Origin of the sequence: Pantoea sp. GCM10028869, from assembly GCF_042666835.1 — a bacterium.
GTDB classification, from domain to species: domain Bacteria; phylum Pseudomonadota; class Gammaproteobacteria; order Enterobacterales; family Enterobacteriaceae; genus Pantoea; species Pantoea leporis.
Genome location: NZ_JBHTGO010000006.1, coordinates 211,097 through 233,763, shown reverse-complemented (window position 1 = coordinate 233,763; position 22,667 = coordinate 211,097). Strand labels below are relative to the sequence as shown.

Annotated in this window: 17 protein-coding genes and 1 pseudogene; 8 read left to right on the top strand and 10 right to left on the bottom strand. The window is 56.8% G+C overall.

Features of this window, described 5'->3' with window-relative positions:
* Positions 1–182: 182 nt before the first annotated feature.
* A complete protein-coding gene (locus ACFQW4_RS17255) occupies positions 183–1,883 on the bottom strand; it encodes a lysophospholipid acyltransferase family protein (protein ID WP_101761816.1) in 1,701 nt (566 codons plus the stop codon).
* A 275-nt stretch (positions 1,884–2,158) separates the two neighbouring features.
* Between ACFQW4_RS17255 and ACFQW4_RS17250 the strand changes: the two genes are divergently transcribed.
* Positions 2,159–2,779, top strand: coding sequence for a response regulator transcription factor (locus ACFQW4_RS17250; protein ID WP_101761815.1), 621 nt, complete (start codon positions 2,159–2,161; stop codon positions 2,777–2,779).
* 35 nt (positions 2,780–2,814) lie between these two features.
* Here ACFQW4_RS17250 and ACFQW4_RS17245 read toward each other — a convergent pair whose 3' ends face one another.
* The 6 genes from ACFQW4_RS17245 to ACFQW4_RS17220 form a co-directional block, all read right to left on the bottom strand.
* Entirely contained in the window at positions 2,815–3,519 is a 705-nt protein-coding gene (locus ACFQW4_RS17245; RefSeq protein WP_377726361.1) for a peptidase, read from the bottom strand.
* Positions 3,520–3,536: 17 nt separating this feature from the next.
* Complete coding sequence (locus tag ACFQW4_RS17240) at positions 3,537–4,337, bottom strand: transglutaminase family protein (protein ID WP_101761813.1); 801 nt, start codon at positions 4,335–4,337, stop codon at positions 3,537–3,539.
* On the bottom strand, positions 4,334–5,263 hold the full coding sequence (locus tag ACFQW4_RS17235; RefSeq protein ID WP_101761812.1) for an alpha-E domain-containing protein: 930 nt from the start codon (positions 5,261–5,263) through the stop codon (positions 4,334–4,336). Before ACFQW4_RS17235 ends, ACFQW4_RS17240 begins: the two co-directional genes overlap by 4 nt.
* Positions 5,257–6,696 carry a circularly permuted type 2 ATP-grasp protein gene (locus ACFQW4_RS17230; RefSeq protein WP_271461018.1) on the bottom strand — a complete coding sequence of 480 codons (1,440 nt, stop codon included), beginning with the start codon at positions 6,694–6,696 and terminating at the stop codon, positions 5,257–5,259. Before ACFQW4_RS17230 ends, ACFQW4_RS17235 begins: the two co-directional genes overlap by 7 nt.
* 111 nt (positions 6,697–6,807) lie before the next feature.
* Positions 6,808–7,422, bottom strand: a complete 615-nt coding sequence (locus tag ACFQW4_RS17225; protein WP_110867284.1) for a cupin domain-containing protein — start codon at positions 7,420–7,422, stop codon at positions 6,808–6,810.
* 280 nt (positions 7,423–7,702) lie between these two features.
* Positions 7,703–8,617 carry a flagellar motor protein MotB gene (locus tag ACFQW4_RS17220; protein WP_377726358.1) on the bottom strand — a complete coding sequence of 305 codons (915 nt, stop codon included), beginning with the start codon at positions 8,615–8,617 and terminating at the stop codon, positions 7,703–7,705.
* Between ACFQW4_RS17220 and ACFQW4_RS17215 the strand changes: the two are divergent.
* Together ACFQW4_RS17215 and ACFQW4_RS17210 are read left to right on the top strand one after the other, a co-directional pair.
* Positions 8,589–10,304, top strand: a pseudogene (locus ACFQW4_RS17215) (flagellar biosynthesis protein FlhA); the annotation flags it as partial. The gene ACFQW4_RS17220 and the pseudogene ACFQW4_RS17215 sit on opposite strands and share 29 nt — an antisense overlap.
* A 224-nt stretch (positions 10,305–10,528) precedes the next feature.
* Positions 10,529–11,011, top strand: a complete 483-nt coding sequence (locus tag ACFQW4_RS17210; protein WP_101761807.1) for a YlaC family protein — start codon at positions 10,529–10,531, stop codon at positions 11,009–11,011.
* On the opposite strand, the gene ACFQW4_RS17205 is transcribed toward ACFQW4_RS17210, so the two are convergent.
* From ACFQW4_RS17205 to ACFQW4_RS17195, 3 genes are all read right to left on the bottom strand, one after another.
* Positions 11,008–12,420, bottom strand: a complete 1,413-nt coding sequence (locus ACFQW4_RS17205; RefSeq protein WP_377726420.1) for a PLP-dependent aminotransferase family protein — start codon at positions 12,418–12,420, stop codon at positions 11,008–11,010. The genes ACFQW4_RS17210 and ACFQW4_RS17205 overlap by 4 nt on opposite strands.
* 81 nt (positions 12,421–12,501) lie before the next feature.
* Positions 12,502–14,592, bottom strand: a complete 2,091-nt coding sequence (locus ACFQW4_RS17200) for a putative bifunctional diguanylate cyclase/phosphodiesterase (protein WP_377726355.1) — start codon at positions 14,590–14,592, stop codon at positions 12,502–12,504.
* A gap of 158 nt (positions 14,593–14,750) precedes the next feature.
* Complete coding sequence (locus ACFQW4_RS17195; protein WP_110867289.1) at positions 14,751–16,853, bottom strand: bifunctional diguanylate cyclase/phosphodiesterase; 2,103 nt, start codon at positions 16,851–16,853, stop codon at positions 14,751–14,753.
* A gap of 548 nt (positions 16,854–17,401) precedes the next feature.
* On the opposite strand from ACFQW4_RS17195, the gene ACFQW4_RS17190 reads away from it, so the two are divergent.
* From ACFQW4_RS17190 to ACFQW4_RS17170, 5 genes are read left to right on the top strand one after another with little or no spacing between them, the layout of a single operon-like run.
* Positions 17,402–17,971 (top strand): spore coat protein U domain-containing protein, encoded by a 570-nt coding sequence (locus ACFQW4_RS17190; protein ID WP_101761803.1) that lies wholly within the window; start codon positions 17,402–17,404, stop codon positions 17,969–17,971.
* Between the two features lie 26 nt (positions 17,972–17,997).
* Positions 17,998–18,504, top strand: a complete 507-nt coding sequence (locus ACFQW4_RS17185) for a spore coat U domain-containing protein (RefSeq protein ID WP_240632893.1) — start codon at positions 17,998–18,000, stop codon at positions 18,502–18,504.
* A 24-nt stretch (positions 18,505–18,528) separates the two neighbouring features.
* The gene (locus ACFQW4_RS17180; protein ID WP_192236538.1) at positions 18,529–19,227 is read left to right on the top strand and encodes a molecular chaperone; all 699 of its coding nucleotides are present in this window, start codon (positions 18,529–18,531) and stop codon (positions 19,225–19,227) included.
* Complete coding sequence (locus tag ACFQW4_RS17175; protein WP_377726352.1) at positions 19,227–21,662, top strand: fimbria/pilus outer membrane usher protein; 2,436 nt, start codon at positions 19,227–19,229, stop codon at positions 21,660–21,662. The genes ACFQW4_RS17180 and ACFQW4_RS17175 overlap by 1 nt, the downstream gene beginning before the upstream one ends.
* Positions 21,659–22,624 carry a spore coat U domain-containing protein gene (locus ACFQW4_RS17170; protein WP_277974113.1) on the top strand — a complete coding sequence of 322 codons (966 nt, stop codon included), beginning with the start codon at positions 21,659–21,661 and terminating at the stop codon, positions 22,622–22,624. Before ACFQW4_RS17175 ends, ACFQW4_RS17170 begins: the two co-directional genes overlap by 4 nt.
* Positions 22,625–22,667: the final 43 nt, after the last annotated feature.

Below are 22,667 nucleotides of genomic sequence, written 5' to 3'. Positions count from 1 at the left end.
CGTCAGGAATCGTGAATGAGTGAAGGCACCGCGAAGCGGCGGGTTGGGCTGGCGCAAGGCCCGGGAGTGCAGAGGGCGCGGCCAGGCGTCCTCTGCTCGGTCGCCGCACCGAAGTGCTGCAACTGCCCAGGTTCAAGGCGAACGAAAGCCGCTCCGTGCTTAACTAAGCGGCATGACGCGATTCACAGATGCATGCCGATATAACGCTCATAACGCGCGGGCTTCACCCGCGTGAGATCCACCAGCACTAAGCCATCAATACAGTTATTGAAATCGGGATCGCTGCCGAAATCGATAAACTGCACGCCACCCGGCTCGCACACCTCGGAATATTGCTTGTAGAGCGTGGGAATGGCGGTGCCGAGATTCGCCAGCAGATGTTTCAACCGGCGTAAATCTTCGCTGTAGTTATCGCCGGTGAACTGCGCCAGCACTTCCGGCAGCGAGGCTGGATAAGGGCGGCGTGAAGTCGCCAGCGGCAGTTCGGTAGGGAAATACAGACGATAGAACGCCACCAGCAGATCGCGCGCCGCCAGCGGCATGCCGCCCGAGATCGAGACCGGACCAAATAAGTAGCGGGTTTCGGGATATTTAGCGATGTAGGCACCAATGCCCATCCACAGATAATCGAGGCCGCGTTTGCCCCAATAGGCAGGCTGAATAAAACTGCGGCCCAGCTCCAGCCCCTGATTGATGATCGGCAACATGCGCTCGTCATAGTGGAACAGGCTGTCGCTGTAGATGCCTTCCAGCCCACGACGCTCCAGCTGCTCGGCGCCCGGAATAAAGCGATAGGCGCCGACGATCTCCAGCGCATCGTCGTCCCACAGAATCAGGTGATAGTAATCGTCATCGTATTTATCGAGGTCGCGACGCCGCCCGCTGCCCTCACCCACCGCGCGGAATGCCACTTCCCGTAAGCGCCCGAGCTCACGCAGCAGCGGCACCCAGCTGGCACCGTTGCGTCGCCACAGGTAGATCTGCTTGCCATCCGGCAGCGTGCCGAGTCGCTCGCTCTCCATCAGCGCTTTTTTCAGTTCGGCGCGATCTTCCGGCCGCGCAATCGCCGCTTCGGTCTGAAACAAGCCGCGTCGTCCCTGACCAATGCGATACAGATGTTTGCGCAGCCGCTTCGCCAGCTCTTTGCCTGGCGTGTGGCCATCATGCCAGTTGGCAAACGGGATCTGTTCGCCGATGTGCAACTTAATGCGCGAACCGCGCTGACGAAACATTTCGCGTACCAGCATCAGTAACGCGAGCGGCGAGGCAATTTTTGCGGCGGCGTAAAATGCCAGGCTGTTGCGCCCCACCACGTGCACCGGCACGATTGGCGCGCGAGCGCGGGCCGCGAGGCGTAAGAAGCTGTGATGCCAGTGACGATCGCGCACGCCTCGGCTGGAAAGGCGCGACACTTCACCCGCCGGGAAGATAATCAGCACGCCCTGATTATCGAGATGCTGCTGCATGCGCGTTAGCTGTTCGCGGCTGGTACGGTTGCCCATGTTATCCACCGGCAACATCATGTTGTTGATCGGCTCCAGCATCATCAACATGCGGTTGGCAACAATTTTCACATCGCGTCGCACCTGCGAAACCGCCGCCAGCAATGCTAAACCATCCAGCGCACCGAGTGGATGGTTGGCAACTATCACCACCGGGCCACGCGTGGGAATCTGCTCCAAATCGCGCTCGCTCAGTTCACAGCGCACATCAAGATGCTCCAGTACCTGCTCCACCATATCCACGCCTTTCAGATGACGATAGCGGGCGGCAAACGCCTGGAATTCATGTTCGCGAACGGCCCATTTCAGGGCGCTTTTCTGCCAGTTTGCCGGTTGATGACCTGGCCAGTAGGTATCGAGAAGCTGATCAACGGAAAACATCATTCACCTTTTACACGCAGCGGTTTATCGCTTCGACGTTAAAACGGCTTGTTTTCAGATTTATGACTGCAGCGTCGTGAGAGCCTAAAAAGCAGCCACTTGCATTGTTCTTGCGCATAAAAAACAAAAACTCACCTTAAAACCCCAAATTCAAGACATGACTTAAAGCTTATTGTTAAGCAGCGTGAATTAATCTGGTCACACCAGTTAAATTGTTTGTTAAAGGGTGTTTTAACTTTGCGTTTATTTTTTATTTTTTCCTCTGGGCTACACATATGATTCATTCGGTATTTATTGTTGATGACCATCCGTTAATCTGTACGGGCATTCAGGCATTACTGCAGTCATATCACTACGCCATTGCTGGCACTGCTAATAAAAGCGATCTGTTAATAACCGAGCTGCATAGGACACGTCCGGACGTTTTACTGCTCGATCTCACCATGCCTGGACGCGCTGGCATTCCGTTGATTACGGACATTAAGCGCGCGCTGCCAGACCTCAAAATCATTGTTTATACCGCTTCAGAAAGCCTTTTTTATCAACGATGTTGCTTGCAATTAGGCGTGGAAGGCTATGTGTGTAAACGCGGCAATTTAGACACTCTCCTTACCGCAATAAAAGAGGTGGAATGTGGTAAGCGTTTTTATCCGGTAACGGAGGAAGCGGCCGAGGTAAACGAGTTAATTGAGAGTGAAAAATTGATGAGCCTGACGCGCCGGGAACTGATGGTATTGGTGAAACTGGCGTCGGGAATGACAAATAAAGAGATCGCCTCACAATTACAACTCAGTAGTAAAACGGTGAGTACCTATAAAATAAAAATCCTGCGTAAATTAGGTTTAAAAGGGATTAGTGGCATTAATATGACAGCAAAATTGAATGAGTTGGTGTGAAAGATCGGGTCGCCATGAATGGCGACCCCACTCAATTAGAGTTTTAACGGTGGCAGCTGCGAAAACACGCTCAACAATCCTTTGCTCCACAGCTGACGAATTTGTGAAAAATAGGGATGCTGTTCGGTGATGTGATATTGCTCGCTATCGCTGAAACTGTCGGTGTGATAGACCATCACATCGAGCGGTAATCCCACCGAAATATTACTCGCTAACGTGGAATCCATTGAAATCAACGCACACTGCATCGCCTGACTGAGCGGCGTTTCATAGCGCAGCACGCGATCAATAATCGGTTTGCCGTACTTGCTCTCACCAATTTGGAAATAAGGCGTATCAACGCTGGCTTCGATGAAATTGCCCTGCGGATAGATCTGGAACAGACGCGGCTCCTCGCCACGAATCTGTCCGCCCAGCAGCAGCGTGCCGCCAAACTCCTCGCCATCGCGCTTGATCACCTCGCGCAGCGTTTCGCCCACCATCAGCGCAATGTCATACAGCGATCGTCCATTCAGTAAATTCGGTTGATCGTTATCGCCGTTGTTGCGTCGCAGCAGGCTCAGCACGCTCTGCGTGGTAGCCAGATTGCCGGCGCTTTGCAGCACCAGCGTGCGTTCATCATCGACCTGAAACACATGCAATTTACGGAACGAGGAAATATGATCAACGCCCGCATTGGTCCGCGAATCGGATACAAAAATCATCCCTGACGATAAACGCATTGCCACACAATAAGTCATAGTTACGCCTGTTCTGATTACTGCTGCGCATGCACCTGAAGCACCGCAGCCACCGCCAGCATATCTTCACCGCCGCCGCCCAGCCGCATACCGCGCACCGGACAGGCATCGAGATAATCCACACCAACCGCCAGACGTAAATGCTGGCGTGTGCTGCGGGTATTATTGGTGATATCAAAGCTGTGCCAACTGCCATCCAGCCAGGCTTCAACCCAGGCGTGAGTGGCGACGTGCTCAACGTTTTCAGTATAGAGATAGCCGCTCACATAGCGCGCCGGAATCCCCAGAGTGCGACAGCAGGCGAGAAACACGTGGCTGTGATCCTGGCAAACGCCGCTGCCGGCGGCAAATACTTTCGCGGCGGTATCAGTTACCTGGGTGCTGCCGGGACGATACGGCATCTTCAGCAGCAATTCATCCATCAACTTTTCCAGGCTGGCGAGCGGCTTTTCCGGCCGCCAGTAGCGCTGGGCAAACTCGCGGATCTCGGGATTGGGCAGCGTCAGCGGCGTGGCGCGCAGAAACACCAGCGGCGACAACGCGCACTCCGGATCGGGTGCCCACTCGCCGGCATCAAGGATCTCCACCACACCGCGCGCGGCGATATCGAGCTGCTGATGCGGCGTATCCAGCGTTAGCACATGCATCACGTTGCCGTAAGCATCCTGCGTGCAGGTGGCTGCGCAGGGCAGCTCCAAATCCCACGAGATAATTTGCTGATGCACCGAATTTTGCGGCGTCAAACGCAGATACTGGGTGCTGAGTGTCACCTGCTGCTCGTAGGCGTAACGGGTTTTGTGCTCGATGTTCAGTCTCATTTCGCCTCCAGATAGGTGTGATTGATGCTGTCTGCCAGCGCGTTCAGGCGCGTCAGGAATGCATTGAGCCAGTGCGTTAACCCTTCCTGGGTCAGGCTTTCCCAGGTACTAAACCTAATTTCCGCCAGCAGCACGGTGATCAGATAACGCGGACGATCTTCGCCGCTGCTGCCGATCTGCTCGAGCTGGGTAGCGATCTCATCAATACAGGAGTGCAGCGATCGCGGACTTTCACTGCGCAGGATCAGCATCTCATTCACCAGATCCGGTAACAGCTGCTGCTTAAAGATGGCGTTGTAGGCTTCACGCGCCGACACCGCGCGCAGCAAGGTATCGAGGCGATAATATTCGCGCACCGAATCGGACTGTTGTTCCAGCAGTTGCTGATTGACGCTCAGCAAACGCGCGGTGCCGTCGCTGCGCTCCATCAGCGTGCCGATGCGGATAAAACTCATGGCATCACCGCGCAGCAAGGTGCCGAACATCGCGCCACGAAACAGGTGCGAGCGCTCTTTCACCCAATCGAAAAAGCTATCGGCGTTGGCGCTGGTAATACCGCGCCGCCGCGTATTGCGCATCTCAATCCACGTCGAGTTGATGCTCTCCCACACTTCCGACGACAAACTGCCGCGCACCGCATGCGCGTTGTTCCACGCCTCCTGCCAGCAGCTGAAAATGCTGCACGGATTGCGATCGTCGAGGGCGAAAAAGTTGAACAGCTGCGGCATGGTGAAGCGGCCGTTGAGGGTTTCAAACAGTTCACGCGTGCCGGTGAGATTAAGCGGCAGCAGCAGATCGTCGCCCTGGTCACCGCGCACCGGCATTAACGACAAACGGTTGGTCACGTCTAACACGCGAGCAAGTTGTTCTGCGCGCTCAAGATAGCGCGCCATCCAATAGAGGCCACTGGCCGTGCGGCTTAGCATGATGCGTCATCCTCCAGAACCCACGTGTCCTTGGTGCCACCGCCCTGCGACGAGTTCACCACCAGCGAACCTTCGTTCAGCGCCACGCGGGTTAAGCCGCCGGGCACCAGACGAATATCCGCGCCGCACAGCGCAAACGGGCGCAGATCGATGTGGCGCGGCGCGAGGCCGTTATCGATAAAGGTTGGACACGTGGAGAGCGATAGCGTGTCCTGCGCGATGTAGTTTTCCGGGCGCGCTTTGAGGCGATCACGGAAATCACTCAGCTCCTGCTGGCTCGCCACCGGGCCAATCAACATGCCGTAACCGCCTGCGCCGTGCACCTCTTTCACCACCATTTTCGCCAGGTTGGCCAGCACGTAGGTGAGATCCTGCGGTTTGCGGCATTGCCAGGTGGGTACGTTATTGAGGATCGGATCCTCATCAAGATAGAAACGGATCATGTCCGGGACGTAGGGATAGATCGATTTATCATCGGCGACGCCGGTGCCGATCGCGTTCGCCAGCACCACGTTGCCGGATCGATACACCGACAACAAGCCCGGCACGCCGAGCATCGAATCCGGGCGGAACGCCAGAGGATCGAGGAAGGCATCATCAACGCGACGATAGATCACATCGACTTTGCACGGCCCGGCGGTGGTACGCATCATCACCGCGCCATCTTTGACAAACAGATCGGCGCTCTCCACCAGCTCAACGCCCATCTGCTGCGCGAGGAAGCTGTGCTCGAAGTAGGCGCTGTTAAAGCGGCCCGGCGTCAGCACCACCACCACCGGATCGTTGACCGGCGAGCTTTCGCGCAGGGTTTGCAGCAGATGCGAAGGATAACGCTCTACCGGCGCGATGTGCTGCCCGGCGAACAGTTCCGGATAGAGGCGCATCATCATCTTGCGGTTCTCCAGCATATAGGAGACGCCAGACGGCGTGCGCAGATTGTCCTCGAGAACGTAATATTTGCCGTCGTTATTGCGCACCATGTCTACCCCAACAATGTGCGCGTAGATGTGGCGATGCAGATCGACGCCTTGCATACAGGGCTGATATTGATCGTTCACCAGCACCTGTTCAGCGGGCACGATGCCGGCTTTGAGGATCAGTTGCTGATGGTAGATGTCGTGCAGGAAGGCGTTAAGGGCTTGTACCCGTTGGCGAATGCCGCGATCGAGCATCGCCCACTCGCTGGCAGGTATGATGCGCGGCACGCTGTCGAAAGGAATTAAACGTTCCGCGCCGCCGTCATCACCGTAGACGTTGAAGGTGATGCCGACGCGATGAAACAGCAGTTCCGCTTCTTCACGTTTGCGCGCCACGGCCTCTTTGTCCGCCTGTTGTAACCATTCCCAGTATTGCTGGTAGTGAGCGCGGTGTTGGCCATCGCTCAGCCACATCTCATCATAGAATTGTGATGCTATCTGGTAGCTTTCTTTCATGATTTACCCGGCGCTTGTCAGAGGACCTCACTCTCTCCTGCACAAACTGTGCCAGAGGCTTGCCCCGGTAAGGCACACGCGCCGCGTCAACGGAAATGGCTGTTTTGCACTTTACTGGTGCATTAGCTGCTGCGCGATTGGCAGCCAGATCTCCGTCATCGCCCCTTCGCCACCGGTAAAAGGATCGCGGGATGGCAGCGGCACCTGCTGGATCTTCTCCTTCGACGTACGTAAACGCGACGGCTCATCACGCACGGTTTCCGGGGACATGCCTTCAGGATAGGCGCCAACGGTGAAAAAATCCTCTGAGGCAAACACCTGTTTGTGGCCGACGCCCGCCGGGATCAGTACCGCATCGCCTTCACGCAGCGTCACCATGCGACCGCTGTCGCCGCCGAACAGCACTTCCGCCCAGCCAGCCGCAACACCCAGCACTTCATGGGTGTTCGGATGGTAATGCGTATAGGGAAAGATCGGCGCACGCCATGCGGCGGGCCAGCCGTTGCGGGTAAAGGTTTTTTCAAACCAGGCGGCGCTGTCTTCCGTCGGATTTTCATCGTCATACGGCACAATGCCGGGCCAGATGATCAGCGGCAGCGGGCTGTTGGGCACGCCGCCCGACGGCAGCGATAACATCAGATGTTGCGGATTGCTGGAGGATCCAGCGGAAAAGGTGCCGGCGGCGAAAGACATCAGTAACAGCAGGCTGGAGTGGTTGGCAGTCATACTCTTTCTCCGGTTAATCACGATGCTTAATTGTGGCTTACCAAAGTGGCATTGCAATGTGCGCCCACCAACAAAATTCACAAAAAAGAATGATTTAGCTAACTAAAGCCAAATTTATTAGCAACATAATTAACATCTCGTGCGGGTGAATGAGGGTCGCCCTAACTGGCGCGCATTTATGCGCACCAGGCCGCAAAGCGGCATGAATTTAATGCAAAAAAAACCGGTGGATTTCGCCACCGGCCGAATCAAAAAAAAGCGATTCAAAGGCACTGACAGGTTATCGCAGGCGCTCAGCGATAGGTTTCACAACGTTCTCCCCTTCGCGGCCATAAAACTGGAACAGGGTTTCTGCAGCGGCATCGGTTAACACCAGAATTTCAATGCGGCGATTACGCGCACTCATGGGATCGTCATGATCGCGCGGCATGCGTGACGCCATGGCATTAACCTGCAATACGCGCGCACTCTCCAGCCCGCCACGCTCCAGCGCGCGGCGTGCCGCCAGCGCACGATCGCCCGACAGATTCCAGTTGTTGTAGGCGGCGTTGCCGCTGTACTGCGCGGCATCGGTGTGGCCGCTGATCATGATTTTGTTGTCGATGCGGTTAAACACCGGGCCGAGCTCGGTCAGCAGTTTCTGGAAGAACGGCGTTAGCACCGCGCTACCGCGTGGGAACATCATGCGATCCTGATCGTCCTGAATCAGGATGCGCAGCCCTTGTGGCAAGGTTTCCAGCATCAGGTAATTTTGCGCGTTATAGCTGTTGATCATCCGTTGCAGCTGGTTATGTAGCAGCACCAACTCCGCATCCGAGCGTGACAGCACGCTGTCTAAATCTTCCTGTGGCTTGCTGCTGGCGTTCAAACTGATGTCAGCCTTACCTGGGCTGACAGTCGCTGTTTGCGTCGGCGGGGAAATTGCCATGGTTTCGCCGATAATCGCCGATCCGCCGGAGTTCTCAACGTCAAAAGGATTGAAATTGGTGCCATCAAAAACCGACGTGCCGTTCAATTGCGCGACGATCTCTTTACGCTCCTCTTCACTCACCGCGCCCATGATCCACAGCACCATAAACAGCGCCATCATCGCCAACGTGAAGTCCGCAAAGGCCACTTTCCACGCGCCGCCATGATGCGCATGGTGTGCCTTTTTGCCGCCGCGTTTGATGATCAACTTTGTGGTGGTCACCAAAGGTGCCGAACGTATATCTGAAGTCTCGGCGCGCTTTACGCTTGATGCGTTGCCAGGCAAACAGATGGCGATCGATGCCGATCTCAATGCCGGGTTAATCAATCAGGAACAGGCGCGCACGCGTCGCCAGGATGTGGCAAACGAAGCCGACTTCTACGGTGCAATGGATGGCGCGTCCAAATTCGTACGCGGCGACGCCATCGCCGGCATCATGATCCTGCTGATTAACGTGGTTGGCGGTATTTTGATTGGCGTATTCAAATACGGTTTACCAGCAGGACAAGCGTTTGAACAATATGTCCTGCTGACCATCGGTGATGGCTTAGTCGGACAAATTCCTTCACTGCTGCTCTCAACGGCGGCGGCGATTATCGTGACGCGCATCAGCGATGGTGCGGACATGGGCGATGACATCAAGTCTCAGCTGCTGGCTAAGCCAGGTACGCTGTATACCGCTGCGGCCGTGATGTTTGTGCTGGCGGTGGTGCCGGGCATGCCGCATCTGGTGTTCCTGGTATTTACCGGCCTGCTGCTGTTCGCTGCGTGGCGTCAAAGCCAGAAAATCAAAGCGCCGACGCAAGATCATCACGCTATGGAAGCGATCAGCCAGGCGCTGACGCAGCCGGACGATCAGCCCGCCATCGGTTGGGACACTATCCCGATGGTTGAGCCGATCGGGCTGAATCTCGGCTACAAGCTGGTGACGCTGGTGGATAAAGGCAAAGGTGCGCCGCTGACGCTGCGTATGCGTGGCGTGCGGCAAGTGGTGTCGGAAACCAGCGGCGTGCTGCTGCCGGAAATTGCGTTGCGCGAAGATTTCCACCTCAAGCCGGCGCAGTACGCGATCAAGATCAATGGCGTGCGCACCGCCGTCGGCGAAGTGCATGCCGATCGTCTGATGGCGATCCCGACGCCGGAACAGTACGGCGAAATCGATGGCGTATTGGATACCGATCCGGCCTACGGCATGGCGGTGACGTGGATTCTGCCCGAGCAGAAAGCCAAAGCGCTGAACCTGGGTTATCAGGTGGTGGATTGCGCCAGCGTGGTGGCCACTCATGTGAATAAAGTGGTGCGCGAGAATCTGCCGGAGCTGTTTAACTACGATGACATCACTCAGCTGCATCAGCGTCTGGCGAATGTGGCGCCTAAGCTGTCGGAAGATGTGAATGCGGCGGTGAACTTCAGCTTGCAGCTGAAAGTGTATCGTCTGCTGCTGAACGATCAGGTGTCGCTGAAAGACATCACCACCATCGCGACGACGTTGCTGGAGAGCGCGGCGATCACCAAAGATCCGATCCTGCTGACATCCGATGTGCGCTATGCCCTGCGTCGCGCCATGGTGGCGGCGATTGCGCCGGACAACAAACCGCTGTCGGCTTATACGCTGGAAAACAGCCTGGAGAATCTGCTGCTGGCGGCGCTGAATCAGGCACAGCAAGCCGGCAAAGTGGCGCTGGATAGCTTCCCGGTTGATCCGAATATCCTGACGCAGCTGCAGAGCACGCTGCCGGTGATGGTGGAGCAGTTGAAAGCGCAGAACCTGACGCAGGTGCTGCTGGTAACACCGCAATTGCGCCCGCTGATTGCGCGCTACGCCCGTCTGTTTGCCAATGGGTTGAATGTGTTGTCGTACAACGAAGTGCCAGACGATGCGAATTTGCAGATTGTGGGTCAGGTTTCTTGATTTATTACTCTGCGGCTTGATGCCCTCACCCCGGCCCTTTCCCACAAGTAGAAAGGGTAGTTAGAACGGGCTCAATCGGTTCCCTCGCCCGCTTGCGGGAGAGGGTTAGGGTGAGGGAAACACCGGCCCCTCGCAACTGTTATAAAAAAACACAGCGAATCTGTCTCTAATTCGCTTCACTGTTATGTGCTTTACTGGCAGGCAGTGATAATTAGAGGTGAACAATGGACGCGATCAAACAAATCCTGCTCGACGAAATCGCCACGCTGAACCGCGAAGGACAGCGTGATAATTTGCCGCGCTTTAGCTTTTCCTTCCTCAAAACCCATCCGGGGCTCTGGGCCATCATGTATCTGTGCTACGCGCTGTGCGTGGCGCTGATCTTTTCAACCGACATGCTCGGCTGGCCAGCGTTCTGGTTTGCCACGGTGTTTGTGGTGGTGATGAGCGTGCTGATGCTGATGGATATCAACCCGAAATATCGCTTCGAAGATATCGACACGCTGGATTTGCGCGTTTGTTACAACGGCGAATGGTATTACGTGCAGCCGGTTTCTCAACAAGCGCTGGATAAGATCCTCGATAACCCCCACACGCCGGAGCGCGTACGCAGCGGCATTGATCGCCTGATGAAGCAGAAAGGTGAAGTGGATTTCTACGACGTTTACTATCTCACCTGGGGCCACCAGCAGGCGGCCCAGGTTTAACCGTTTAGCTTGCTAATCAGTTTTCCCAACGTCTCTACCGCCGCCTCGGCGCGTGCATCCCACGGCCAGGCGGTGTTGAAGCGGAAACAGTGGCTGAAGCCTTCGCTGCTGGAAAACAGCTGGCCGGGCGCGATGCTGATGCCCTGCTGCAAGGCCAAATGATACAGCTCAGTGGTATTGATCTGCACCGGCAGCGCAACCCAGAGAAAATAACCGCCCGGCGTATCGCTGATGTTGGCCTCAGCAGGTAATACCCGGCGCAGCGCCTGTTGCGCCAGCTGCTTACGTTTAGCCAGCGTCTGCCTTAGCTTCTTTAAATGCGTATCGTAGCTGCGCGTGCTGAGGAAATCGGCGAGGGCCAGCTGCATCGGCGCGCTGGTCGAGAGCGTGCTCATCAACTGAATACGCTGCACGCGCTGCGCATGACGTCCGGCCGCGACCCAACCGACACGAAATCCCGCCACCAGATTCTTCGAGAAACTTCCGCAGTGCAGCACGTTGCCATCAAGATCAAAAGCTTTAGCCGGCAGCGGTTTGTCATGGCCTTCATACAGATCGCCGTACACATCGTCTTCAATCATCGCCACGTTGTAGCGCGCCAGCAGTTCCACCAACTGCTGCTTGCGCTCGGCGCTCAGGGTGAAGCCGAGCGGATTTTGCCGGTTGGTCATCAGCCAGCAGGCTTTCACCGGCCAGCGCTGCAAGGCCTGCTCCAGCTCATCCAGATCCATGCCGTGTTCGACATCGCTGGCGATGGCAATCGCGTTCAGCTTGAGGCGTTCAATCGCCTGGAGCGCACCATAAAACGACGGGTTTTCGAGGATCACCCAATCACCGGGTTCGGTGACGGCTTGCAGGCTGAGGTTGAGCGCCTCCATTGCGCCATTGGTGATGACGATGTCATCCGGCGACAGCGTGATGCCCTGCTGTGCGTAGCGCTGGGCGAGAATTTTGCGCAGCGCTTCATTGCCTGGCGGCAGGTTGTTGAGCGCATCGGTGGGCTTTAAGTTGTGTGAGACTTTTACCAGCGAGCGCATCAGCTGGCGCTGCGGGAAGAGTTCGGGATCGGGAAAGGCTGAGCCAAACGGCATGATGGCGGGATTGCGCGTGGCTTGCAGCACGTCGAACACGAAGCTGTTGGTATCCGCCTGATCGGTTTTGCCGATCTCTTGCGTGGGCAGGCGCGGACGGCTTTCGGCGGCGCGCGGCGCCACGTAATAGCCGGATTGCGGCTTTGAGACGATCCAGCCCTGACTCTCCAGCACTTCATAGGCGTGCATCACCGTCATCAGGCTCAACCCGCTCTGCTCCGCCTGCTGACGTAGCGACGGCAGTTTTTCGCCCGGCGGCCAGATGCGCGCCTCGATTTGCGTGCGAAGCTGCTCGACCAACTGCTGATATTTCGCCACCCGAACTCCGATGTAGAGGATTTGGCGGCTAGTTTCCCTCACCCTAACCCTCTCCCGCAAGCGGGAGAGGGAATGAAGGCGTTAAGGCACCTGCTCCAGCGCTAACTCTTCTTGATAAAAATTCGGCAACTCGCCAATGCGTTCCGGCGGCACCGGTTTGCCCAGCAAATAGCCCTGCAACGTATCGCAGCCTAAACCGGTGAGGAACGCCTGTTGATCCTGGGTTTCTACCCCTTCGGCGACCACTTTCAGATGCAACGACTGCGCCAGCGCGACAATGGCGGAGACGATGGTGGCATCTTCCGAATGCGCCTGCAGTTCATTAACAAAAGCGCGATCGATTTTCAGCTCGCTGGCCGGTAACCGCTTGAGATACAACAAGCTGGAGTAGCCGGTGCCGAAATCATCAATCGAGGCTTTTACGCCCATGTTGGTGAGTTCGGTGAGGATACGCACGCTCTCTTCCGGATCGCGCATCGCCGTGGTTTCGGTCACTTCCAGCGTCAAAAGTTCAGCCGGAATAAGGTGCTGCGCCAGCGCCTCGGTGACGGTTTCCACCAGATTGCTTTGCTCAAATTGTACAGCCGACAAATTGACCGCCACCGACCAGTGCGGATGACCCTGCAGATGCCAGGCACGCAGCTGGCGACAGGCTTCGTTGATCACCCAGTTGCCGATGTTAATGATCATGCCGGTCTTTTCCGCCATCGGCAGAAAGGCGTCCGGCGCCAGCAGACCGCGTGAAGGATGCTGCCAGCGCAGCAGCGCTTCAAAGCCAAGGATCGGGCCGCTCGGCGCGCAGTATTTGGGCTGATAGAACAGGCGTAACTCTTCGTTATCCAGTGCTTGCCACAGATCGTTGTTCAGCTGCAATTGCGACTGCGCCAGCGTGTTCATTGACGGCTGGAAGAAGGTGTAACCGTTGCGGCCGTTGTTCTTGGTGTGATACATGGCGGCATCGGCGTTGAACATCAGCTCGCGATCATCTTTGCCGTCACCAGGGTAAACCGCAATTCCAATACTCAGCGACACCACCAGCTCATAGCGCGAGATATCGAATGGGCGATCCACCGCTTTCACCAGCGTATCAGCAACCGCTGCGGCATCATTGGGTTCAGCAATTTCCAGCAGCAGCACAAACTCGTCGCCGCCCATGCGCGCCAGCGTGTAGTGCCCTTTCATCTGTTCGGTCATGCGCTCGGTCACGCCAATCAGCAGGTTGTCACCCACGTGATGGCCAAAAGCGTCATTTACCGCTTTGAAGCCATCCAGATCCATAAACATCAGCGCAAACTGCGTTTTCTCACGGTTCGCTTTATTGAGGGCTTGCTCCAGACGATCTTCCAACAAAATACGGTTGGGCAGACGCGTCAGGTTATCGTGTAGCGCCAGCTGTGCCAGCTCACGGTTGGCTTCCGCCAGCGAGTGGGCAAGGATCGAGGTGCGCGCTTGCAGACGTGCATCGAGCATTGAGACCAGCAAAGTAATGCCGAGGATCGCTAGCGTCACCACCGTCACCACCACCGCCAGCCAGTTGCTGTTTACGCCCATGTGCGTCGCATGGCTGTGCATCGGGAAATTGGCCGCCGCCATGCCGGTGTAGTGCATGCCGGCAATCGCACAGCCCATCACCACCGATGCGCCTAAACGCAGCGCGGTGACGCGGCCGTGACCTTCGCGCAGGTTAAACGCCAGCCAGAGCGCGGCGCCTGAGGCCACCAGCGCAATCGCCACCGATGCCGCCACCCAACCCCAATTCCAGGTGATGCCGGGCGTAAACATCAGCGCCGCCATGCCGGTGTAGTGCATTGCTACAACGCCGGAACCCAGCACCACAGAGCCTCCACACAGTCGCAGCCACGGCAAAGTGGGCGTTGAGCACACCAGCCACAGCGCAAAAACCGAGGCTAATACCGCCACCACCATGGAGGTGACGGTGAGCGTAGGATCATAGCTCATGACCATATCGAGGCTCATCGACAGCATGCCAATGAAGTGCATCGCCCAGATGCCCACGCCCATAGCGAATCCACCGCCGAATAACCAAACCAGCGCCACCTTGCCAGTTGAGGAAGCCACGCGCCCTGCCATATCAAGCGCAGTAAACGAGGCCAGCATCGCTACCAGAATCGAGACGATGACGGTAAACGAATCGTACGAAGTCACTAACATAGTGATTTCCCAAGTAAAAGCCGGTGTAAGTCAGCTGTGGTGTTGTTGTTAAAAAAGTGCGGTCTATTGGTTTTATTGTAGGAATTATCGGCAGCGTAACTGCCGATATGAATTTTTGAACGATAAAACCTTCCGATGGGGAAGAAACTAAAAATTGTTTATTGCGCGCCCGCCAGCGGCACCACGTTATCGCTAAAGGCCAGCGGCACCGCAAGCGCAGCGGTAAATTCACCGATGCGATCGGCTGGCGTGGGCTTGCCGAGCAGATAACCTTGCAGCGTGTCGAAGCCTAACCCGGTGAGCAAACGCTGTTGCTCCTCGGTTTCGACCCCTTCCGCCACCATGCGCAGGTTAAGCGTTTGTGCCAGCGTCAACATCGCAGTGACCACCGTGGCGTCTTCGCTGCCGGCGCGCAAACTGTTGATAAAGGCGCGGTCGATTTTCAACTCGCTGGCTTCGAGGTGTTTCAAGTGCAGCAAGTTGGCGTAGCCGATGCCGAAGTTATCAATCGCCACTTTCACCCCAAGACGATGCAGTTCGGCAATGCGCTGCTGGCTGAACTGCGGATCGCGCATCGCAATGTTCTCGGTAATTTCCAGCATCAACGCCCCGTCAGGAATTTGATGGCGCTGCAATGCCTGGCGCACGCTCTCAATCAAATCACGCTGCTGAAACTGCAGAGCCGAGAGATTGACCGATACCGTCCAGTCGCCGTTACCTTCATCGTGCCACTGCTTCAGCTGGCGGCAGGCTTCATTGATCACCCAGTTACCCAGCGCGACAATTTGCCCGGTTTTCTCGGCGCGCGCCAGAAACATATCGGGCATCAGCAGGCCGCGACGCGGATGCTGCCAGCGCAGCAGCGCCTCGAAGCCCATCAATACGGTGCCGCCCGCGCGGAATTTTGGCTGATAGAACAGGCGCATCTCCTGATACTCCAGCGCGTTCCACAGATCGTTAGCCAGCGCCAACTGATGCTGCGCCACCGCGCTCATCGCCGGTTCAAACAGGCACCAGCCGTTACGCCCGCTGTGTTTGGTGTGATACATGGCGGAGTCGGCGTTGAACATCAGCTCCTGCTGGCTGCGACCATGCAGCGGGAAGATAACGATACCGACGCTGAGCGAGACGCGCAGCGAATAGCGATCGAGTTCGAAAGGCGCATCAATGATTTGAACCAAACGCTGCGCCAGTTTGCTGGCCTGATGCAGATGAAATTGCGGGCACAGTATGACGAATTCATCGCCGCCCAGACGCGCCAAAAGAATCTCCTCACTCAGTTCATCGCGCAAACGATCGGCTACCGCGATCAGCAAGCGGTCGCCAACGTGATGGCCCCATGTGTCGTTAATGGCTTTGAAACCATCCAGATCCATGAACATCAGCGCGAAGTTTTCATCCTGCAGCGTCGCCTGCTTGATCGCCGTGGTGAGTTGCTGCTCCAGCATCACGCGATTTGGCAGCGCGGTGAGGTTGTCATGCATCGCCAGCTGACGTAGCTCGCTGTTGGCGCGCTTGAGTTTGGCAGCGAGACGCGCGGCACGCAGTTGCGCATCCAGCATCGAGATCAGTAACATCAGCCCCAGAATGCTCAGCGTGATAATCGTGACCCACACCGCCATTCCCTCTTCGCTGGCGCCGTGATGTTGCATGCTCACCGGCATAACGAATTCTGCTGCCGCCATGCCGGTGTAATGCATGCCGGCAATCGCAATGCCCATCACCAGTGCTGCACAGGCGCGCAGCAGCAGCAGGCTTTCGCCCTGGCGCAGATGAAACGCCAGCCATAACGCCGCACCTGATGCTGCGTAGGCAATCAGCACCGAGAGCGTCACCAGCGGCAGATTCCAGTAAATCGGGGTGGCAATCATCAGCGCGTTCATGCCGAGGTAGTGCATGACAATGATGCCGCTCCCCATGATTAAGGTGCCGCGAATTAAGCGGCGTCGGGTGAGATGACTGCCCTGCACGCCCTGCGCAAAGGCGAAGATGGCGCTGATAATCGCCACCAGCAATGAGATGGCGGTCAGCTCGACGTTGTAGCGCATGGTCATTGGCATCATCATCGCCAGCATGCCAATAAAGTGCATTGCCCACACGCCGATGCCCATCGCGGTGCCCCCGCCGATCAACCACAGTGTTGCCAGATAACCGCGTGAAACGGCCACGCGCCCGGCGGTATCTAAGGCGGTGAACGCGGCAATGAAGGCCACGATCAGTGAAACGGTAACCAGAACGCTATCCCAGGTAACCAGCAGCATGTGCGCTCCTAAACTCCACCCGCTGCGGAGCGGGTGCGGTGTCGTCAAATTAGAACAAGGATGATAAAGCGCCGATCAAGGGCGATTAATGTCCCCCTGCGGCGCAGTTCAATACAGAACTGGTCCAGAAAAATCTGGAGTTGTCGTGCGGATTTTTTTTATTTTCATCGTCAGTCGTTAAGCAAAAAATTAATAATATCTGATTAATGCACGAACATAACATTGAACCGAAGCGCGCGGTAGAGGGTGAAATCATCGTCTATTTGGTTTTTTTAACCGCTCGCTACCCCTTGTGATTACTGAGTTATCGGCGAAAAGTGTGAATTGATTAGGGAAAAATTGAACCATCTGCATACAGGGGCCAATTTGCTGATCTATAGTAAAGAAAACTGATATAAATCATTAATCCGCCATCCAGGAATTTTCTTAGGCGGCAGGCGCTTACGCTGTCGAGTCCATTGCGGCTCTTGTTTGATTTCGGATGTATTTCCATAAATGTATGACCAGGTGAAAAAGCACTGACCTTGGATAATCAGTAAGGAATGATTATGAAACTCAAGCTTTTTCTTGTGGCGTCTAGCCTAAGCGCCGCACTGGCACCTCATGCTGTTTTTGCCGCCACCACAACGGGAACCATCAATGCGACGTTGACGCTGACCACCGGTTGTTTGGTGAACGGTCAATCGGCCACGGCGGGAGTGAACTTCGGTACCCTGAACTTTGGTAGTAGCGCAGCCACTTTTGATACGCTCAATGCCACCCTGGTTGGCGCAGCAGGTAACGGCATCTTTGTTCGCTGCACCACCGGACAAACTTTCAACGTGCAGGTCACCAGCAGCAACGCTGCACCGGCGACCGTTTACGGTACGGTGAGTGGCCAGCCACGCTACCTGATCCTCGGCTCCAACAACACGCAAGGCATTGCCTATACGCTGTATAGCGACGCCGCATTCACTACCGCCATCGCCAACAACACCAATATCGCTGCCAGTGGTACCACCGATCCCACACTCGGGACCAACTACGCCATTTATGGTCAGGTTGTGGGCGGCGGGTTTAACCCCTTGATTCCGGCAGGGACCTACACCGACACCATCAACGTGGCGGTGAATTACTGAGGGAAAGGATAATCAGGGAGGCCGTGGTGCAGCGGTGGGTGCACAGTGCAGGCGGCCTTGCCCTGCTGATAGGGAGCGTCTCCGCCTGGGGGTTGCCGACCGCAACGTTTCAGGTTTCAGCATCAGTAGTGGCAGGCTGTGTTGTCTCCGGAACCAATACCGGGGTATTTGGCACGCTTAATTTTGGTACCCAATCTGGCGTGGCCGCAAGCAGCGTCAGCGCCAGCTATGTGCAAAGCACCACTATCACGCTCGCCTGCACGCCAGGCACCGCCGTGAGTATGAGCATCAACGGCGGCAGTCATTACACCTCCACGCGCAATCTCAAACACACCAGTAACACCAATACCGTGGCGTACAGCCTGTATACCAATGCGGCACACACCACGGCAATTCCGGTGAATAGCCCGATGGCGCTGAGCTACAGCAATGCCAACAACATCACGTTGCCGATTTACGGCTTATTAACGCTGCCCGGCCCCACGCGCGCCGGGACCTATACCGACACTTTAACCGTCACGCTGAGTTGGTGATGGCGTCACTTAAAAGGAGGAATGATGATTAACCTGCGCGCCCTGATCCTGTTGTTATTTGTGGCCCTAACGCCTGCGGTGCATGCCGCCAATTCGCTGATGGTGTGGCCGATCGATCCGGCGATTGATCCGGAAGATAAAGCCAGCGAGCTGTGGCTGGAGAATCGCGGCAATGCCACCACCATGATGCAGGTGCGCATCTTCAGCTGGCAGCAGGTTAACGGCCAGGAGCAGTATCAAACCCAGCAGCAAGTGGTGGCGAGCCCGCCGATGGTGCGCCTCGAGCCAGGACAGAAGCAGCTGGTGCGTTTAATTAAGCAAACGCCACCTGAAGCCGGACGTGAAGTGGCCTTTCGCGTGGTGCTGGATGAGATCCCTACGCCGCGTACGCCAGGCGAAAATCAGGCCGGACTCACTTTCCAGATGCGCTATTCGGTGCCGCTGTTCATCTACGGCAGCGGCGTGACGCGCGACACGGCAAAACCGCAGCTGAGCTGGCAGGAAGTGAACAGCGGCGGCAAACGCTGGCTGGAGCTGACTAATCGCGGTAATGGCCACGCGCGCTTAAGTAACGTCACCATTGGCGGACGCAAAATGGGCAACGGCTTGTTTGGCTATGTGCTGGCCAACAGCAGCCATCGCTGGCCGTTAACCCGCAGCGTGAGCGGTGAGCTGTCGGCCGAAATGAATAAAGGTCACTGGAGCAGCGCGGCCGCGCGTTGATGAAGTTTACGCCGCATCCCTGCGCGCTGGCCGTCGCCAGCGTGCTTTGTATCAGTCCGATGAGTAGCAGCGCGGAGACCTTCTCCGAACTGCCACCGCCGCCTGCGCTGGAGAATAACGCCAGCGGTCAGCAATACATGCTGGAACTGGTGGTGAATCAGAGCGAACGTGGCGACATCGTGCCGGTTGAACGTAAGAATGGCGATTTCTGGCTGCGACGCGGCGATCTGCAACGCGCCGGCATTCCGGCCGAGAAACTGCAAGGCCAGCAGATCGATGTCAATCAACTCAGCGGAGCGAAAGTGGAGTATGACGAACGACGCCAGCGCCTGTTATTGACGGTGCCACCCGCCTGGCTGCCGGGTCAAACCATTGGCCAGTTACAGCATGCACCGCGCTTTCCCGGTCGCGCCAGCAATGGCGCGCTGCTCAACTATGACTTCTACGCCACCCGTACCGATAACGCCGGTTCGCGCCTCTCCAGCTGGAACGAACTGCGCTTGTTTGGCCCGGCTGGCCAGTTTTCTACCAACGGCGTTTACGTGCAGCAACTGGAAGGTGGCGTTGCCGGTCAGCAGGAAGGCTATATCCGCTACGATACGTGGTTCAGTAATGAAAACGAGAACGCAGCGATCAGTTGGCGCGCCGGGGATTTGGTTACTGATGCGCTGAGCTGGAGCAACAGCGTGCGGCTGGGTGGCGTGCAGATTGGCCGCGACTTCAGCGTACGGCCGGATCTGGTGACCTATCCGCTGCCCGCCTTTTCCGGCCAGGCGGCGGTGCCCTCTTCGGTCGATCTGTTTATCAATGGCTATCGCAGCACACAGGCCGACGTGCAACCGGGCCCGTGGTCGCTCACCAATGTCCCTTTCGTTAACGGCGCCGGCGATGCAGTGATCACCACCACCGATGCGGTGGGCCGACAAGTCACCACCACGCTGCCGTTTTACGTCTCCAGCAGCTTGCTGAAAACCGGATTATCCGATTACTCGTTCTCCGCCGGTGCGATGCGCGAAAACTACGGCATAAGCAATTTTGATTATGGCGCAGCGGCGGCCAGCGGCTCCTATCGCTACGGGCTGAACGACTGGCTGACGCTGGAGAGCCATGCGGAAGGCAGCGACAGCGTGGCGATGGGCGGCGCGGGTGGATTGGTGAAGCTCGGCAGTTTTGGCGTGGTGAATGGCGCGCTGGCGCAGAGCCAGATGGACGGTAATCCCGGCACGCAATACAGCTGGGGCTATCAGTACAACAATAGTTGGTTCAGCCTGGGAACCCAGCACATCATTCGCAGCGTCGATTTCGGTAATCTCGCGCTGGTCGGCAGCCGTGGCGACAGCGCGAACACCAGTTACTCGCTGGCGCGACGCAGCGCGCAATACACTGCCAGCGTGTCGCTAAGTGACTACGGCAGCCTTGGCCTGGCTTATTTTGATATCTCCGGCGGCAACGGTGACCGCACCCGTTTATTAAATCTGTCGTGGAGTAAAAATCTGTGGGGCAACAGCAGCCTGTATATCTCCGCCAGCCGCGATCAGGATCAGGGCAACTGGAGCGGCGCCATTTCGCTGATCATCCCTTTCGGCGAACAGAGCAGCGCCTCGGTAAGCACGGAACGCGATCAGGAGGGCAATAACAGCCAGCGTCTGTATGTGTCGCGCGCGATGCCAACCGACGGTGGCTTCTCCTGGGATGCGGCCTGGGCTAATCAGGCCAGCGACAGTGGCGATTATCGTCAGGCCAGTCTGCGTTATCGCAATAACAAAATTGATACCTCAGCCGGTTTCTACGGCGATAACGACAACACCACGCAATGGGCCGATTTTACCGGCTCGGTGGTATTGATGGATAACCGCGTGTTCGCTGCTAACGACATTAACGATGCCTTCGTAGTAGTGAAAACCGATTATCCGGATGTCACGGTGCGTTATGAGAACCAGACCATGGGCCGCACCGATAAACAAGGCTATCTGCTGGTGCCATCGATCAGCAGCTATTACGGCGCCAAATACGACATCGATACGCTGGACCTGCCCGCCGATCGCACTGCGCCGAAAGTTGAACAGCGCTTTGCGGTGAAGCGTAAGAGCGGCTATCTGCTCAACTTCCCGGTGGAGCGTCTGCGCGCCGCCAGCGTGGTACTGCATGACAGCAATCATCAGCCGCTGCCGATTTCCAGCCAGGTGTTACGTCCGAATCAGGCCACCGAATATGTCGGCTGGGACGGCATTGTGTGGATGGAAGATCTCGGTGCTAATAACCCGATTCACGTGGTGACGCCGGATGGACGCAGCTGCGATACGCAACTGGCTATCGCCGACGGCCAGCCAAAAGCGCTGGAAACTTACGGACCGCTTACCTGCCCGCTGCCACCGCCACCGCAAGGCTCTGCGGTGAGCAGCGCGGATAATTCACCGTCAGGGATTTCACCATGAGAAAGCTTCTGCTCCTGCTGGCGCTGTTTTTACTGCCGGGCACCAGCTATGCGTTGTGTAGCTTATCGGCCCCCACCGCCACGTTCGGATCGGTTACCACGTTTTCCGTCGCTTCAACGGTGAATAACACCTCAAGCACCACTAACGTCAACTGCGGTTCGGGTACACTTTCGCTGCTGGGCTCCGATAACATTACCTACGCTTTTACCACCGCCTCAAACCTCAGCGGCACGCGCGCCGTGTTGAAAACCGCCAGCGGCGGCACCGATAACATTCCGATTCAGCTGTGTATCGACAGCGCCTGCGCCACCGAATTACAGCAGGGCGGCAGCTATCGCTGGAGTTCCGCCTCGCTGCTGGCGTTGGGAAACACCCTTAACTTCAATATTCCGCTCTACTTCCGCACCGTACCCGGCCAGGTGATCGCCGCCGGCACCTATACCACCACCATTACCATTACCGTGAGTTATACGGTGTGCGCCGGGTTAAACGTGGGAGGATTGTGTGTGGGAACGGTACAGAGCAGCACGGGTACGGCGATGCCGATTACCGTGAATCTGGTGGTGACCAACGATTGCACCACCATCACTGCGCCCAACGTCAGTTTTGGCAGCGCGCCTTTGGTGGGCAGTTTCTCAACGGTGCAGCAGACGATTAACGTGGTGTGTTCGAAGGGCAGCACTTATACCGTGGGCTTGAGCAACGGCAGTTACTACAGCGGCACCACGCGGCAGATGGCGAGCGGAACTAACCGGCTGGCGTATGACATCTACAAAGGCACCACCACCACATCGCGCTGGGGACCGACCGGCACCGATCGCTGGAGCAGCACCACCTCGACATCGTTGAATGCGGATACCGTGACGCGCAACTTTACCTATACGGCGCAGATTTTGACCACGCAGAATACGCCCGCGGCGGGGAATTATACCGATAGCGTGGTGGTGGATGTGTCGTTTTAGCGGGGTGCGCGCTGTCCCTCATCCCAGCCTTCTCCCGCAGGCG